The organism is Flavobacterium cryoconiti (assembly GCF_048158645.1).
Classification (GTDB): domain Bacteria; phylum Bacteroidota; class Bacteroidia; order Flavobacteriales; family Flavobacteriaceae; genus Flavobacterium; species Flavobacterium cryoconiti.
In genome coordinates this window covers 188044-203383 of record NZ_JBLNKW010000007.1, presented here as the reverse complement: position 1 = coordinate 203383, position 15340 = coordinate 188044, and the positions used below count along the sequence as shown (strand labels likewise).

Here is a 15340-nt window from a genome sequence, read left to right as displayed (position 1 = left end):
ATAAGGGAATGAAAATTACTAAATTGTACTAGGGCGATTAGCTCAGCTGGTTCAGAGCACCTCGTTTACACCGAGGGGGTCGGGGGTTCGAACCCCTCATCGCCCACCAAGAAACTCCTTAAGAAATTAAGGAGTTTTTTTATGTCTTGCCTTTTTTAAAACCTCTGGACGATAAAATAGTAAATACGCAGGATTTGCTATGCGTCTTTTTTCTTTAGGCACCGTCCTCTCGGCTCGTCACCCTCATGAAGCACAATTTCGGAATGTAGGAACTGTGCAGCTTCTGCTGAATCTTTCACTTTAGTAGCAGAGCGTTCTAACATTTCCTCTTCAAATTCAGTTAATACACTTTCTCTTATTCCGGCTTTTCGCCATTCGGATAAAGGTCGGCATTCTCTTGAAATCCTGCGAGCCAGTTTGAGCGCATCCAGCAAAGCTTGATTTGCCCCTTGTCCTTTGAATGGACTCATAGGGTGAGCAGCATCTCCGATTAGAGTCACTTTTCCTGCTTTCGCTAGCAATTCTGAACTGAGCAATTCTCGATCATAAACTGGATAACCAGAAATTTGAGTTTCCAAAGTAGCTGCTAATATTTCAGGTATGGGGCTGTGCCACTGAGTTCTACGACAAGCTTCTTCCTTGAGTGCCTGAGGTCCTTTGGCACTTAACGCCTTGGCGTCTTTTTCTGGCATAGGGAAGCTAAGTTGCCACATCACAGAATCTGACGTATAAGGCATTATGTAGATTCGCTCATTGCCATTGGCAGTTTGAAATACAGTGGCCGAGTCCAGTAAAGAACTATTCAGCCCTTCTAGAGCACTCAAAGGACAAATACCCAATATTACAATACAACCTAGGTAACGTAAAGGGGTAATATCGGCACCAATCAGCAACCTTCGCACCGAACTACGAATACCATCAGCCCCAACCACAAGATCCGCTTTGTAGTTCTTCATCTCGCCGTTTACTTGAAAGCTGAGATCAACACCGTCATTCTCAGATTCTTTAAAATCTACTAATTGGTGTCCCCATTGTACAGCGTCATGTCCGCCGAGCTGCTTAAGTAAGGCGAATCGCAAAGATTGCCGTGCGATATGCACATTTGTACGTTTCGAATACGTTTTTGCATCTGACTGCATCCACTTTCTGATGCCCCATTCACCGATTACTTTTCCTTCTGTAGTATGAACCAAATGTCTTGTTGAAATCACCCCTTCTTCTAAGGAAAAAATACCCAATCCCTCAATCGCTTTACTAGCTTGTTGGAGCGTGAGTCCGTAGCCCTGGGATCGAGCATTGAAGTCACTATCGCGCTCATAAAGGGTAAAAGGGATTCCGCGGTGTAAACAAGCCACAGCTAGAGCAACTCCTCCTATACCACCACCAATAATAGCAACGTGTGGGTAGTTTTCTTTATCCGCAATAGGAGGACGGGCAGAACGAAGTAGCCCAGATCCGGAACAGTTCAAGCAGGAGTGTAGGTGTCCTTTAGGTCGAACTGGAGCTGTCCCTTCGCCATTCGTTTTTTCAAATTGATCTAATGCTCTCTTGTAGTGGAGTCGTGCTTTGGTGGTAAGCCCTCGATTTTTTTTGCCTCGTCCCTGACATTCTAAACAAATAGTCCAGCTTGCTCCTTCATTTTCCACTTTTTTGACTTCTTCTTTATTTAACATGATGTCTACTCTTCTCTGTAAAAAAAACTTAGCCATGCAATTAATGCTCGGCCTAATAATAAAAAAGTAGTGAAAATCATAATCACTACTTCTATATAATTTAATGAGATAAATTTATATTTTCAACATTTTATCCATTGTAATAGTTGTGCAAATTTAAGATAAAAGATAAAGCACAAAACAACTTTTTCAAATTGAAATAGAAAGGATTTCTCGGAGCTATTTTATTGAAATTTTCTTCAAATCCTTGTAGAAAATATTTCGCAAACAGGTTTGTGAGGGCCACAAAAAATTACAAACCTCCAAAGGCGTATGATTTTGGAGGTTTTTTATGGTTCGAAAAATTGGATGCTATTTATGTAGAATTTCTAAATACCAAATTAACGGGTAGTAAAGGCTAAAATAACTTAAGCTTTATTATAGCAACCAATATAAACTTTTTGATAATCTAGAATTAATATTTTATTATTGAGTATTTCTCTGCTCTAATTTAACTTGTATAAAAGTAATTTTTGAAATTGTAAAACAGGAGTCGAACACATCCAAAATTATTGAAATACATGATTAAAACGATTTAAAAAGCACTAGTGTTCATTTGTTTCTTATGAATATTCCATTGTTATCAGCTTAATTTTTCCATTTTGGACTTATCATTTTATCTTTGCATAATTGCAATAAAATGATTGAAGCGAATAAACAAAAGATAATGGCTTGTATCGTTCCTTCTGGTCCAAATTCTCCACCAGTAATTAATTTACTCCCAACTATTTTAGTGGTGAATAAGCTGGATGTTTTTTCATTACCAGAGGTGATTGCTCCAAAAATACCTGATTGCATGAAATTCCAAGCAAAATGTATCGCTATTGGAAACCATAAGCTCCTAGAGTAAATATAAGCCAAACCGATTAATAATCCAGCTTCAACAGCAACACACAATGCAGATATTAGCGTACTATTTGGATTTGCTAAATGCAATGCGCCAAAAATAATTGCTGAAATTAACAAAGAGAAATAACTCCCTAATTTTTCTTCAATTATTCGAAAAATAATACCTCTAATCAAAATTTCTTCAAAAATTGCAACGGTAAAAGCTATTGTGAACGGAATGATTATATTGGATATAGGATTAATAGAAACTATTTCAAAACCACCATTAAAAAAAATCACTAATATTGTCAGACTCTGTAATATTGCACCTATAAGTGTTCCCACTATAATATATTTGATTACTCCCTTACTTGAAAATTCTGTTATCTCTCTTTTTTCGTATTTTCTAAAAAAATAGATGTACGCACTAATTACTAGTGTAGATGCGATTATTCCTTTTCCTAGGTTTCTATAATTTCTATTTAATGGAATAATTAATTCAAATATTTTTGTTGCAAATTGTTGAGCCATTATAAAAGCAATAAAACATACTAAAAGACCTAGCATGATTTTAGTTAAAGGGAAATTTAAAATTCGTTGTTTAGTAGTAATTGATTCCATAAATTTTTACAATTAATTGTTTAAGATTGATTACAAAAATAATAGCATCAGAATTTTAAAAATAGAATGAAATTTGCCTTTTGAATTATAAATCTCGAAATTTTTTTGGTGAAAATCCTGTTTGATGCTTAAATGTTCTAATAAAGTGACTTTGGTCAGCAAATCCGCATTCAAAACTAATTTCGGTTAATGATGAAGAAGGTTGTTGCATTAAAGTAAGCGATCTATCTATTTTCAATCGTCTGATATATTCTCCTAAAGTGCATCCAAAATATTTAGGAAAATGTTTTGAAATAGATATAGGATTTATATTTAAAATTTTGGATAACTCATTTAAACTTGGGTTTTCACTCCAACAATCATTTAATAATTCATATAGTGAATTTACCCAATTTGGACATTTTGAAAATTGTTCTAGATAATTTTGATTTGAAGCTAAATTTGCGAATAACATATTTATTGAATCTTTAGAAAAAACATCTCCAATTAAACATTCATTATATATTTTTAGAATAAATAATTTTGTTTTTACTGTATCAGCAGTTCCTTTTTTTAAGATTTCTTCAGTAATTTCAAATTCATTAAAATGATTTTCGTCTATTTCTATATTTATATTTTTTGATGGGAATAGCGTATTTTGGTTTAAGTGGAGTTCATCACTATGATAAAACAATACTGTTCCTGGTGAAACTGAAAAATTTTCCTTTTTCCTTTTTTCAATTGTTCCTCCTTTCAAAAATAAGGTAATATGTGCATTTTTATGAGAATGCCAACCTTCATATACTTTATTTTGATATTCAGTTTCTATAATAGAAATACCGTCAGATTTATTATATACATTTTTTGAATTTCCTAAATAAATTTCTTTTTCTAAATTATACATTTTTTACAGTTTGAATTTAAATAGCTGTTCAGATATAAAACAGTTTGAATACTGTTATTTTTGATTGGTCTTATACTATAAATTGAACTTTTTCTTGCTAATATAGAACTATTTTTATTATTAATTACAAACTCTATTATGATGAATTAGATAGTAGTTATCATATAGTTTTATAAAAACTATTGTAAAAGTGGCTTCTTCAAATCTTGGAGAAAATGCCTCGTAAACAGTTACAAAAAAACTCCATTATAAATAATGGAGTTTTAATGCCTTATATTTCTCCGATTTTAGATTAATCATCAACCAGACAAATTACAAAAGTGGTTTTTTCATCGTCATTTCTATACGCAAGATAGCCGCCATGAGCCTCAAGAATGCTTTTGGACAACGTCAATCCAATTCCGGCACCTTCTTTTCGAGTAGTGAAAAACGGCAAGAATATTTTGTTTTCTATTTCTTTTTCGATGCCTTTTCCAGTATCGGTTATCATGATAAAAGTTCTCTTTTCTTTGATTTCTGCGGAAATAATAATCTGTTTATTTAGAGTTTCTTTCAAAGTATAGATACAATTCGTCAAAAGATTAATCAATACTTGCTCCATTTGTTGTGGATCAATATTTAGCCTGCGGTCGAAAGCAATCGTGTTGAGAACTTCTATTTGCTCTTGCTTGAAAATAGGCGACATGATTTGAAAACTGTTTTCAATCCATTTTGATAATTCTATTTTTTCTTTTTTGGGAGATGGCAACATGGCTAGTTTGCGATAACTTTCTACAAATTGTTGTAAATGGTCGCTTCGTCTCAACATCGTAGCAACACTGCTTTTCATATCATCTAAATCTTCTGAAGAAATAGTTTCCTGCTGTACCAAATCCTGTAAATTCTGCGAAAGTGATCGAATAGGAGTTATTGAATTTAAAAGTTCATGTGAAATCACCTTCATCAAATTGATCCAAGCTTCTTTCTCTTTTTTCTCGATTACATTTTGAATCGAATCCAGTAAAACAATAAAATAATCCCGATTGTAAATTTCACTTCTCGACGTTTGCATCACAAATGTTTGCGTGTCTTGCTGATTAACGCGGATCTCTAATGACGTTTTGATTTCCTGAAAATTCTGTTCCTCCATAATTTTACATAACGAAGGCAAATGATTTTTTAAATACTTCCATTTGGAGACTTTTGGCACATCAAAATGCTTGGAAAAATAGTCATTCATCAAAAAAATATTCCAGTCGTTTTTGTCTTTTTGCAGAATAATAATTCCCGTTTCAATATTATTCAAAATAGAACGATACACAATATCTTTTGAAACCTGCTCATTTTCTTTGTTTTTCAGCGTTTCATACAACTTGAATAAGTTGGAATAGTTTTGATACGATTTATGTTTTGAAAAATCCGAAGTAAAATCATTTTGCAAAATCGAAGTAATCGTTCTGTCATAAAGCAAAAAGGCATTTTTGATGTAAAAATATATTTCAACTAGGAGCAGAAAAATGATAAGAAGACTAAATACTGCTGTAAAAACCAATTCTTTTTGAAAAAGAAAGATGGAAATTCCAGCAACGAAAAGAATAAAAATCAATCGAGCAAAAAGTAGTTGGTATATTTTCCAGGATGTAAACATATTAATTGGTGCTGATGTTATATTTTTCTAAACGACGGTATAAGGATGCTCTTGATAACCCCAATTCTTCAGCTGTTTTACTGATGTTATTGTTATTCTTCAACAGGATTTTTTCGATGGCAGATTTTTCTACAGCCGAAAGCTGAATATCATCTTGATTATCCTCGTAAGTTGTTATTTGCTCCAAGTCCAAATCGGAAACGGTAATATGATTGTTCTCACAAAGAATCACGGCACGTTCTATTCTGTTTTCCATTTCTCGAATGTTTCCGTTCCAAGCGTGCTTTGCTATTTGCTCCAATGCTTTTTCGTCAAAAATGATTTCCTCTCGAGAGTATTTATCAATCATTTTTCGCAAAAGATAGTGCGCCAAAGGGATTTTGTCTTCGTTTCGTTCCCGCAATGGAGGCAACACAATCTCCATAGTATTGATGCGATAATATAGATCTTCACGGAAATTTTTATCGGCAACTTCTTGTTTCAAATCCATGTTCGTAGCCGTGATGATGCGAACATTCAACGGTCTTGCTTTTGATTCTCCCAATCGGGTTACTGTTTTAGTTTGAATAACCTGCAAGAGTTTAGATTGTAAATGCAACGGAACATTTCCTATTTCATCCAAAAAAATAGTCCCGTTTTGAGCCATTTCAAAACGTCCGGGAGTGTCGATTTTGGCATCTGTAAAAGCACCTTTGGCATAACCGAATAATTCACTTTCAAAAATATTGGAATTCAACGAACCCAAATCAACATGGATAAAAGGATTATTTTTTCTTTCTGATTGACTATAAATATGATGTGACAAAACATACTTACCAGTTCCGTTCTCTCCAAGTATTAAAACATTGGCATCTGTTTTGGCAACTTTATCTGCCAAAGAATACGCCTTTTTTATAACATCCGAATTACCAACAAAAAAATCATCGACACTCTCAATAACATTTGGTTTCTTTTGTTCTTTCCGACTTTTATCGACAGCTTGCTTAACAACGCTAAGTAATTTTTCGTTTTCCCAAGGCTTTAAAATATAATCAAAAGCGCCTGCTTTTAAACCTTCCACAGCTGTTTCAACCTTGCCAAAAGCGGTCATCAAAATAACAACGGTTTTTGGCGAAAGTGTTTTTATTTCTTTTAATAAATACAAACCTTCTTTTCCATCCTCAAATCCTATTCTGTAATTCATATCCAGCAAAACGACATCTATTGTGTTTTTTGCTAATAATTCAACTACATTTTTCGGGTTATTGAGCGTGTAAATGTTCTCAAAATACTTTTTAAGGAGCATTTTGGAAGCAAAAAGAATGTCTTCTTGGTCATCTATAACTAATATTGAGGCGTTGGTCTTCTTCATTACTGTTCGGTTTCGGACAAAAGGTGTTCAATAATGAACAACATTAAAATTGCATTAAAAATAAAAACTTAAAAATAAGGCTGTTACAATGTTTAAGTTTTTGGCACGAAAATCTCTTCATGCTTATCAAATCATAAACAATGGACACCGTAATCACAAGTAAAACTAACAAAAATAAGTATCTTTTAATTGCTTTGCCAATTATCTTACTCTTCGGGTATTTTGTCTTTACTTCTGCAACCAAAAAAAGAAGTTTGAACGTAAAAAAAGCCGAAATCACGATTAAGATGGTTGAAAATAATTTTTTTGAAGATTTCATGTCTTTTCAGGCAAAAGCAATTCCCTTAAACTCAATGTTAATTAATATCATAGAAGGTGGGGCCGTTCAGGAAATATTTGTCGAAAATGGAGATATGGTTATCAAAGGGCAACCACTGGCAAGATTATATAATCCTAATGCAGAGCTAGCATATATGCAACAGGAAACAGCGATTATCGAACAAATCAATAATTTGAACAAAGCCAAACTCGATTTAAGAAATCAAGAATTGAATTTAGAAAAAGACTTAATTGCCATAGAACATGATTATCTCGATGCTAAAAATTTATTCGAATTGAACAAGAAACTTTTTGAACAAGAAATACTTTCTAAAAACGAATGGGAAAAGACCAATGAGAATTATCGTTTTCAAAAGGAGCGCATGAACATCATCAAACAAAGTGTCAAAAAAGAAAAACTAGCAAATCAAATTCAGATTGGGCAACTCAACCAATCCATTGGTATCATGAACAAAAGTTTGGACATACTAAGGACAAACAAAAAGAATTTTCTAATAACAGCACCAATTTCCGGAAGGCTTTCTTCATTCGAGCCGATACTCGGGAAAACTTATTCGCAAAACACGAGCATTGGTTTTATTGATGATAGAAAAGGGTATAAATTAGTAGCTGATGTTGATGAGTTTTATTTGGATAAGATTGCAGAGAAACAAAAAGGAACAGTGGATTTTGAAAACAAAGCCATCGAAGTTCAAATAACCAAAGTAATTCCGGAGATCAAAAATGGAAGGTTTCAAGTAGAATTGGATTTTGTTTCCTCCGAAAAACTGGATTTAAAACAAGGATTGAGTTTTGGGGTGAAATTAAATCTGTCGGAAAAAACAAAGACGGTAGTGCTTTCAAAAGGAAGTTTTTATGAAGAAACCAATGGTAAATGGATTTTTGTACTCAATGGCAACAAAGCAGAAAGAAGGGCAATCAAACTGGGGAGAGAAAATCCGTTATATTATGAAGTCCTTGGCGGATTAAAAGCAGGCGAAAAAGTAATAACGTCATCGTATAAAGATTATAAACAGGTAGAAATATTAAATTTAGAATAAGAAATAATTATATAAAAATATCATCAATCAAAAAACGAATAATATTATGATTCAAATTAAAAACCTTTCAAAAGTATTTAGAACTGAAGAAGTTGAAACCAAAGCGCTAAGTGAAGTTTCTTTAACCATTAATCAAGGCGATTTTGTGTCCATCATGGGGCCATCTGGAAGCGGAAAATCCACTTTATTGAATATTGTTGGATTGTTGGACAGTGCTTCTGGCGGAAGTTATCAATTACTAAACCAAGAAATGATTGGGCTAAAAGAGAAAGAAAAATCAAAAGTCAGAAAAGAAAATATTGGCTTCATTTTTCAGAATTTCAATTTGATTGACGAGTTATCGGTTTATGACAATATCGAATTGCCGTTGATTTACAACAAAGTTTCTTCGGTCGATAGAAAGAAAAAAGTAGAAGCAATTGCAGATAAATTAGGCATTTCGCACCGATTAAAACATTATCCGCAACAACTTTCTGGAGGACAGCAACAACGTGTGGCGGTAGCAAGAGCCTTAATTAACGATCCGAAAATTATTCTTGCCGATGAGCCTACAGGGAATTTAGACAGTAAAAACGGAAACGAAGTAATGGAATTATTGACCGATTTACATTCCAACGGTGCCACAATATTAATGGTAACTCACTCTGATTATGATGCCTCATTTTCACAAAAAATCATTCTTATGAAAGATGGAATAATCCTTTCGGAAAAAATGAATAGCCATAATGTTGATGTTCTAATTAGCCAATAAACCAGAAAATCATGCTAAAAAATTGGATAAATATATTTTTATATCACATCAAAAACAACAAGTTTTTTACAGCTTTGAACATTTTGGGTTTGAGTATTGGAATCGCAGGATTAATTTTTGCTTTACTGTATTGGAATGATGAGAAGAGTTACAATGATTGGAATCCTGAAAAAGGGAATGTTTTTCAGGTTTTGGTCGATATTGGTGAGAACGAAGCAGGAGCAAATACTCCAGTTACCATTGAACCATTCTTAAAAAATGAGCCTAATATTGAAAAGATGATGTACTGCGAAAATTGGTACGAATCCCCACTTTATAAATATAAAGACAAAAAAATAATTATTCAAAAATTGTTTAACGCTCAAAATGATTTCTTTGATTTTTTTCCTTTTAATTTTCTTCAGGGAAATCCAAAAACCGTATTGCAAAATGAAAATAGTATTGCTATGAAAAAAGAAACGGCAATACAATTTTTTGGAACTGAAAATCCAATCGGAAAACAAATTCAATATGAAAATCAAATTCTAACCGTAACCGCTGTATATAACATTACCGGTAATTCATCGATTGCTCCTGATGCAGTAGTGAACAATATGAAAAGAAGGATTAATCTAGATAAAGACAATTGGGGAAATTTTAATAATGGTTGGTTTATCAAGTTAAAAGACCCTTCAAAAGCGAATGAAATTTCGAAAAAAATCACTTCAATTTACTATCAAAATAAAATAGTTAAAGAAGCAAAAGGAGAAGGAATCAGTCCGAAAGAATTTGAATCAAAATATGGTCATTTTAATTTCATATTAGAATCTCTTTCAGTTTCCAGATTACACTCTAAAGGTCAAGGAATGCCCGAAGGGAATGGGAACTACCAATTTCTACTGATAATGGTTGGATTGTCTATTTTAATTTTGATATTATCTATAGTCAACTATATCAATCTGGCAACAGCAAATGCTATTCGCCGAGCCAAAGAAGTAGGTGTGCGAAAAATTGTTGGTGCTTCAAAAGCTGAAATAATCAAACAGTTTTTGTTTGAAACTGTAATTACTGTTTCGATTTCTATTTTGCTGGCATTAGTTATTGTTGAACTGTCATTACCATATTATAATGAATTTTTAGATAAAGAATTAATCATTTATGGAAACCAATTTTATCTCCAAACTATATTCATTTTTATAATTACAGTAATCTGTGCAGGCGTTTTTCCAGCGATATATGTATCTAATTTTGAAACTTTAAAAGTATTGAAAGGGAATTTTGGAAGGAGTAAAAGTGGTGTTTGGTTGCGAAACGGAATGCTAATTCTACAATTTAGCATTGCTTCCTTCTTTATTATCGGTTCTTATATTGTGTACGAGCAAGTACGCTATCTAGCCAATAAAAACTTAGGGTTTTCAGGGGAACAGGTTTTAGAAATTTTTTATTACAAACCTGAGGCCATTCGTAACGCGAAAAATTCAGAACAGCAGATATTTGATCGATACACCACTATCAAAAATGAAATTTCAAAAATAAAAGGAGTAGAGCAAGTAGCAACAGGAGCATTCAAATTTGGTGGGGGAAATGATTCTTCTTCGAGTTTTAGTTATAAGGGCAATAATATTCAAGGTCAAAATATTGCTGTAGATTTTGGTATGCTCGAAATGATGAAAATTCAAATGGTTCAAGGGCGTTATTTGAATCCAAAAATTGCTTCAGATACTATAAATTCGATGATGGTCAATGAAACAGCTTTAAAGATAATGAACGAGAAAAATCCAATTGGTAAAATTGTCGATTGGAATGGTAATAAACTCAAAATTATTGGTGTCGTAAAAGACTTCAGCCTTTATAATCCGCAAGGAAAAGTACCTCCAATGGTCTTTTTTCACTTCAAAACAATTGGCTGGATGATTGGAAATATTCAACATATCTACGTAAAAGTGAAAGCTGAAAATACAGAGCAAACTATTGCAGATATTGAAAAATTCTGGACTAAAAATGTGGATTCAGATTATCCATTTCAATATGAGTTTGTGGATAAAAGTTATATGCGAACTTATAAAACCTATGTAAAACAAAAGAACCTGTTTACATTATTAAATGTAATTGTAATTGGCATCGCTCTCTTCGGATTATTCTCTTTGGCTTCGTATTCAATACAAAGACGCATGAAAGAAATTGCTATTCGAAAAACGCTTGGTGCCGAAACGAAAATTTTACTTAAAGAATTATCCAAACAATACATAATTTATTGTGTCATAGGATTTTTGATTGCTTTATTTCCTGTGTATTATTTACTCAACAAATGGTTGGAGAATTTCGCTTACAGAATAGACATTTCAATCTATCCTTTTTTAATTGGATTTGTAGCCTTACTATCCTTAACCCTAATAGTGGTACTTTCAAGAGCTTATCAAGCAACAAGAGTTGATGTTTTATACTATTTAAAATACGAATAACATGCTAAAAAATTGGATTAACATATTTATTTACCATCTCAAAAACAACAAGCTGTTTTCGGCTTTGAATGTTTTCGGATTGGCAATAGGAATTGCGGGATTGATTTTTGCTTTGCTGTATTGGAACGACGAACAAAGCTATGATGCTTGGAATCCTGAAAAAGAAAAAGTCTATCAGGTATTGGTTGAAATGCCAGACGGCACTGTTTCTGCAAATCAACCCTCACTATTAAAATTTTTTTTAGAAAAAGATCCCGAAATTGAAAATGTCCTTTATTCCAAAGGTGATTATATAAATGATCGTATTCTCTATAAAGGAAAGAGTGTAGAAATCGACAAAATTATTAATATACAAAGTACTTTCTTTTCTTTTTTTCCTTTTAAAATTATTAAAGGCGATGCCATTACAGCATTAAAAGACGAAACCAGCATAGCCATTTCGGAAGATATTGCTAAAAGAGTTTTTGGCGATGAAAATCCGATTGGCAAACAAGTGAAAGTTTTTTATGGAATGTTTGTTGTTCGCGCAGTTTACCGCATTCCTGGGAATTCTTCCATTGCTCCAGAAATGTTGATTGACAGGATTGGAAGGAATTTTGATTCAAATAAAAACCAAAGCAATATTTTTAATTTCAAAGTGCTTTTAAAACTAAAAACCCCTTCTAAGGCAGAGGAAATTAAAAAGAAAATAGAGCAAATATATTATAATGAATTTACGCTAAGAGATGCGAAAGAACAGGGAATTACACCCGAGGAAGTAATTAAAAAGAATGGACGTATTAAAGTTGTTTTGGAACCGCTCTCCAAAGCGAGGCTCCATTCCATCGTTGATGGATATCCAGAAGGGAGAGGTAATTATCAGTTCCTGCTAATTATGGCTGGATTGTCTATTTTGATACTTATCCTATCAATTGTTAATTATGTTAATATGGCTACTGCCAATGCCATAAAACGCGCCAAAGAAGTGGGAGTGCGCAAAATTGTAGGCGCATCAAGAGGCAATATCATTAGCCAATTCGTTTTCGAAACCATCCTTATTAGTTCATTTTCTATTTTATTGGCGTTGGTAATTGTAGAATTGGCATTGCCTTATTACAATGAATTTTTGGAAAAGAACCTAATGATGCAAGGAAGTGAATTTTATTTGCAATTGATTCTGATTTTTATAATTACTATTTTGGTTGCAGGGATATTTCCAGCGGTTTATGTTTCCAATTTTGAAACGTTAAAAGTATTGAAAGGGAATTTTGGAAGGAGCAAAAGTGGCGTTTGGTTACGCAACGGGATGCTGGTTTTACAGTTTTCAATTGCCTCCTTTTTTATTATTGGATCTTATATTGTCTATCATCAAGTAAAATACTTAAGTAATAAAGATCTTGGATTTAAGGGAGAACAAGTAATGTCTATAACATTTACCCCTCCGGTTTCTGATTATTACCAAGAAGCACCCATACTGCAAAATATATTCAACAGATACAATACTATAAAACAGGAACTGTCAAAGATAAAAGGAGTTGAACAGGTTTCAACAGGTATTGTTAAATTTGGAGATGGTGCAATGTTGTCAAACGTTACCTATAAAGATGTGAATTTTCAAGGGCAGAATATGGCTGTTGATTTTGGCATGCTTGAAATGATGAAAATAAAAGTGATAAAAGGCAGAGGACTTGACCAAAAATTAGTTTCGGACACTATCAATTCTGTGATGATAAACGAAACGGCTCTCAAAATGATGAAAGAGAAAAACCCAATTGGAAAAGAAATTGAATTGCTCGGAAAAAAATTGAAAATAGTTGGTATCGTTAAAGATTTCAATCTATTTAGTCCAGAAGATAAAGTTCCGCCAATGACAATTTTTCATGTTACCTCCTTCAATATGTCATACTCAGCCATTCGTCGAGTTTATGTAAAACTAAAAGCAGATAATATGGAAAATACCATTGCTGACATCGAGAAATTTTGGACAACTAAAGTGAATACTGAATACCCATTTGAATATGATTTCGTAGATGAAGAGTACGCCAGAACTTATGAAACCTACGTAAAACAAAAAAATCTTTTTTCATTGTTGAATGTAGTAGTAATTGGGATTGCCCTTTTCGGGTTATTTGCTCTGGCTTCCTATTCGATACAGAGACGGATGAAAGAAATTGCAATCCGAAAAACGCTTGGTGCAGAAACTAATGTTTTGTTGAAAGAGTTATCAAAACAGTATATTTTGTATTGCATAATCGGGTTTTTAATAGCCTTATTTCCGGTGTATTATTTATTGAACAAATGGCTTGAAAATTTCGCCTTTAGAATAGATATAACGGTATTTCCATTCGTTTTTGGATTTATAATCTTATTAGTTTTAACACTAATAATAGTGCTGTCAAGAGCTTATCAAGCAACAAAAACTGACATATTGAAATATTTAAAATATGAATAATAGAATCGTTTTAACAGTAGTCTTTATACTATTTTGTGCTTTTGCTAGCGGCCAGGAAAATCCTTGGTCGCTTACAAAGTATATGGAAATGGGTTTGCAGAATAATATCGAAATAAAAATCAGACAGCTAGAAATAAAAAGAACACAGAAGTCACAAAATTCCGTTTTAAATCGAATGTTGCCAACGATCAATTTATATGGGGAACAAGGTTATAATTTTGGTTCTACCATTGATCCTTCAACAAACGGAAGGGTAAGTTCTAATTTGCAAAATAATAATTTCTACGGCAATGCCCGAACAAATCTAATTGATTTCAGTGCTTTTGCAAATGCTCAAAAGGATAAAATAAATATTGAATTGGCTAAAGCCGAGAAAGATGTTGTAGAAAACGAATATAAATTACAGCTTTTAGAAAGCTATTATCAGGCACTTTACACTCAAGAATTATTAAAAATACAAAAAGAGCAACTCAAACAAGCTACTTTCAACTTGGACAGAGTAACAAAAGAAGTCGCTATTGGGAGTAAGCCTCAAAGTGATTTATATGATATGCAATTGAGCTTTTCGGAGGAAGAAAATCGAAATTTAGAAACCGAGCAGTTGTATGCAATTAAAAAGACGCAATTATTTCAATTGATAAATGTTACAGATGTTGTAACTGATAAAGTGGTTTTGGAGCTCTATTTGAACGAAAAAACTACTGACGCTATTGAAAAGATAGTATATAATCCTAAAATAAAGCTTGCTGAGCTCCATTATCAAAATAGTTTGAAGTCGGTAGGCTTAGAAAAAGCTAGCAATTTGCCCACATTGTCAGCCTATTATGGATATTCCACTTTTTATTATAAAACTTTAAATCAAGTAAACACAGATAGTTTTAAGAATCAATTAGAAGACAACAGAAGTCAACAAATTGGCATGCAGTTGAACGTTCCTGTTTTCAATGGCTTTAGAAATAATAAAAAAATCAGTGCATCGAAAATAGTAAGTGATAAGGTAAAACTGGTCTTAGAACAAGAAAAACAACAATTAGACAAACAAGTCGTATTAGAAGAACAAAACAAAAGAAATTATTTGCAACTTCAGAATAAATTGATAGAAAAACTAAGATATGCCAAAGCATCACTAATTACTACACAAGCAAAGTTTATAAGCGGAAAAGTAGAAGCGATTTTATATTCCACTGTGAAAAACCAATTGCTGACGGCAGAGTATGAAGTGTTGAAAAATAATCTTCAACTGCAATATATTGACCTGAAAATAAAGCTGTTGAAAAATAATGTTTTATAAAAATGAAACCAAAAATTTAAAGTAT

Annotated in this window: 10 protein-coding genes and 1 tRNA gene; 6 read left to right on the top strand and 5 right to left on the bottom strand. The window is 32.8% G+C overall.

Annotation, left to right across the window (positions count from 1 at the left end):
* The first annotated feature begins 31 nt into the window (after positions 1-31).
* Positions 32-109: transfer RNA gene (locus ACM55H_RS11845), tRNA-Val, on the top strand.
* A gap of 88 nt (positions 110-197) precedes the next feature.
* Here the strand turns inward: ACM55H_RS11845 and ACM55H_RS11840 are convergent.
* The 5 genes from ACM55H_RS11840 to ACM55H_RS11820 form a co-directional block, all read right to left on the bottom strand.
* Positions 198-1673 carry an FAD-dependent oxidoreductase gene (locus ACM55H_RS11840; protein WP_416836684.1) on the bottom strand — a complete coding sequence of 492 codons (1476 nt, stop codon included), beginning with the start codon at positions 1671-1673 and terminating at the stop codon, positions 198-200.
* Positions 1674-2300: 627 nt separating this feature from the next.
* Entirely contained in the window at positions 2301-3161 is an 861-nt protein-coding gene (locus ACM55H_RS11835; protein WP_416836683.1) for a CPBP family intramembrane glutamic endopeptidase, read from the bottom strand.
* 85 nt (positions 3162-3246) lie between these two features.
* On the bottom strand, positions 3247-4044 hold the full coding sequence (locus tag ACM55H_RS11830; protein WP_416836682.1) for an AraC family transcriptional regulator: 798 nt from the start codon (positions 4042-4044) through the stop codon (positions 3247-3249).
* A gap of 292 nt (positions 4045-4336) precedes the next feature.
* Positions 4337-5671: a sensor histidine kinase gene (locus tag ACM55H_RS11825; RefSeq protein WP_416836681.1), complete on the bottom strand. Its 1335-nt coding sequence runs from the start codon at positions 5669-5671 to the stop codon at positions 4337-4339.
* A gap of 1 nt (position 5672) precedes the next feature.
* Entirely contained in the window at positions 5673-7022 is a 1350-nt protein-coding gene (locus tag ACM55H_RS11820) for a sigma-54-dependent transcriptional regulator (protein WP_416836680.1), read from the bottom strand.
* A 140-nt stretch (positions 7023-7162) separates the two neighbouring features.
* Between ACM55H_RS11820 and ACM55H_RS11815 the strand changes: the two genes are divergently transcribed.
* From ACM55H_RS11815 to ACM55H_RS11795, 5 genes are read left to right on the top strand one after another with little or no spacing between them, the layout of a single operon-like run.
* On the top strand, positions 7163-8401 hold the full coding sequence (locus ACM55H_RS11815) for an efflux RND transporter periplasmic adaptor subunit (protein ID WP_416836679.1): 1239 nt from the start codon (positions 7163-7165) through the stop codon (positions 8399-8401).
* A gap of 46 nt (positions 8402-8447) precedes the next feature.
* Positions 8448-9152, top strand: a complete 705-nt coding sequence (locus ACM55H_RS11810) for an ABC transporter ATP-binding protein (RefSeq protein ID WP_416836678.1) — start codon at positions 8448-8450, stop codon at positions 9150-9152.
* An 11-nt stretch (positions 9153-9163) separates the two neighbouring features.
* Positions 9164-11593: an ABC transporter permease gene (locus tag ACM55H_RS11805; RefSeq protein WP_416836677.1), complete on the top strand. Its 2430-nt coding sequence runs from the start codon at positions 9164-9166 to the stop codon at positions 11591-11593.
* A gap of 1 nt (position 11594) precedes the next feature.
* Positions 11595-14024, top strand: coding sequence for an ABC transporter permease (locus ACM55H_RS11800; protein WP_416836676.1), 2430 nt, complete (start codon positions 11595-11597; stop codon positions 14022-14024).
* Positions 14017-15315 carry a TolC family protein gene (locus tag ACM55H_RS11795; RefSeq protein ID WP_416836675.1) on the top strand — a complete coding sequence of 433 codons (1299 nt, stop codon included), beginning with the start codon at positions 14017-14019 and terminating at the stop codon, positions 15313-15315. Before ACM55H_RS11800 ends, ACM55H_RS11795 begins: the two co-directional genes overlap by 8 nt.
* Positions 15316-15340: the final 25 nt, after the last annotated feature.

Coding starts and splice junctions, on each gene's coding strand:
- ACM55H_RS11840 (WP_416836684.1), bottom strand. CDS start 1,673: ATGTTAAATAAAGAAGAAGTCAAAAAAGTGGAAAATGAAGGAGCAAGC.
- ACM55H_RS11835 (WP_416836683.1), bottom strand. CDS start 3,161: ATGGAATCAATTACTACTAAACAACGAATTTTAAATTTCCCTTTAACT.
- ACM55H_RS11830 (WP_416836682.1), bottom strand. CDS start 4,044: ATGTATAATTTAGAAAAAGAAATTTATTTAGGAAATTCAAAAAATGTA.
- ACM55H_RS11825 (WP_416836681.1), bottom strand. CDS start 5,671: ATGTTTACATCCTGGAAAATATACCAACTACTTTTTGCTCGATTGATT.
- ACM55H_RS11820 (WP_416836680.1), bottom strand. CDS start 7,022: ATGAAGAAGACCAACGCCTCAATATTAGTTATAGATGACCAAGAAGAC.
- ACM55H_RS11815 (WP_416836679.1), top strand. CDS start 7,163: ATGGACACCGTAATCACAAGTAAAACTAACAAAAATAAGTATCTTTTA.
- ACM55H_RS11810 (WP_416836678.1), top strand. CDS start 8,448: ATGATTCAAATTAAAAACCTTTCAAAAGTATTTAGAACTGAAGAAGTT.
- ACM55H_RS11805 (WP_416836677.1), top strand. CDS start 9,164: ATGCTAAAAAATTGGATAAATATATTTTTATATCACATCAAAAACAAC.
- ACM55H_RS11800 (WP_416836676.1), top strand. CDS start 11,595: ATGCTAAAAAATTGGATTAACATATTTATTTACCATCTCAAAAACAAC.
- ACM55H_RS11795 (WP_416836675.1), top strand. CDS start 14,017: ATGAATAATAGAATCGTTTTAACAGTAGTCTTTATACTATTTTGTGCT.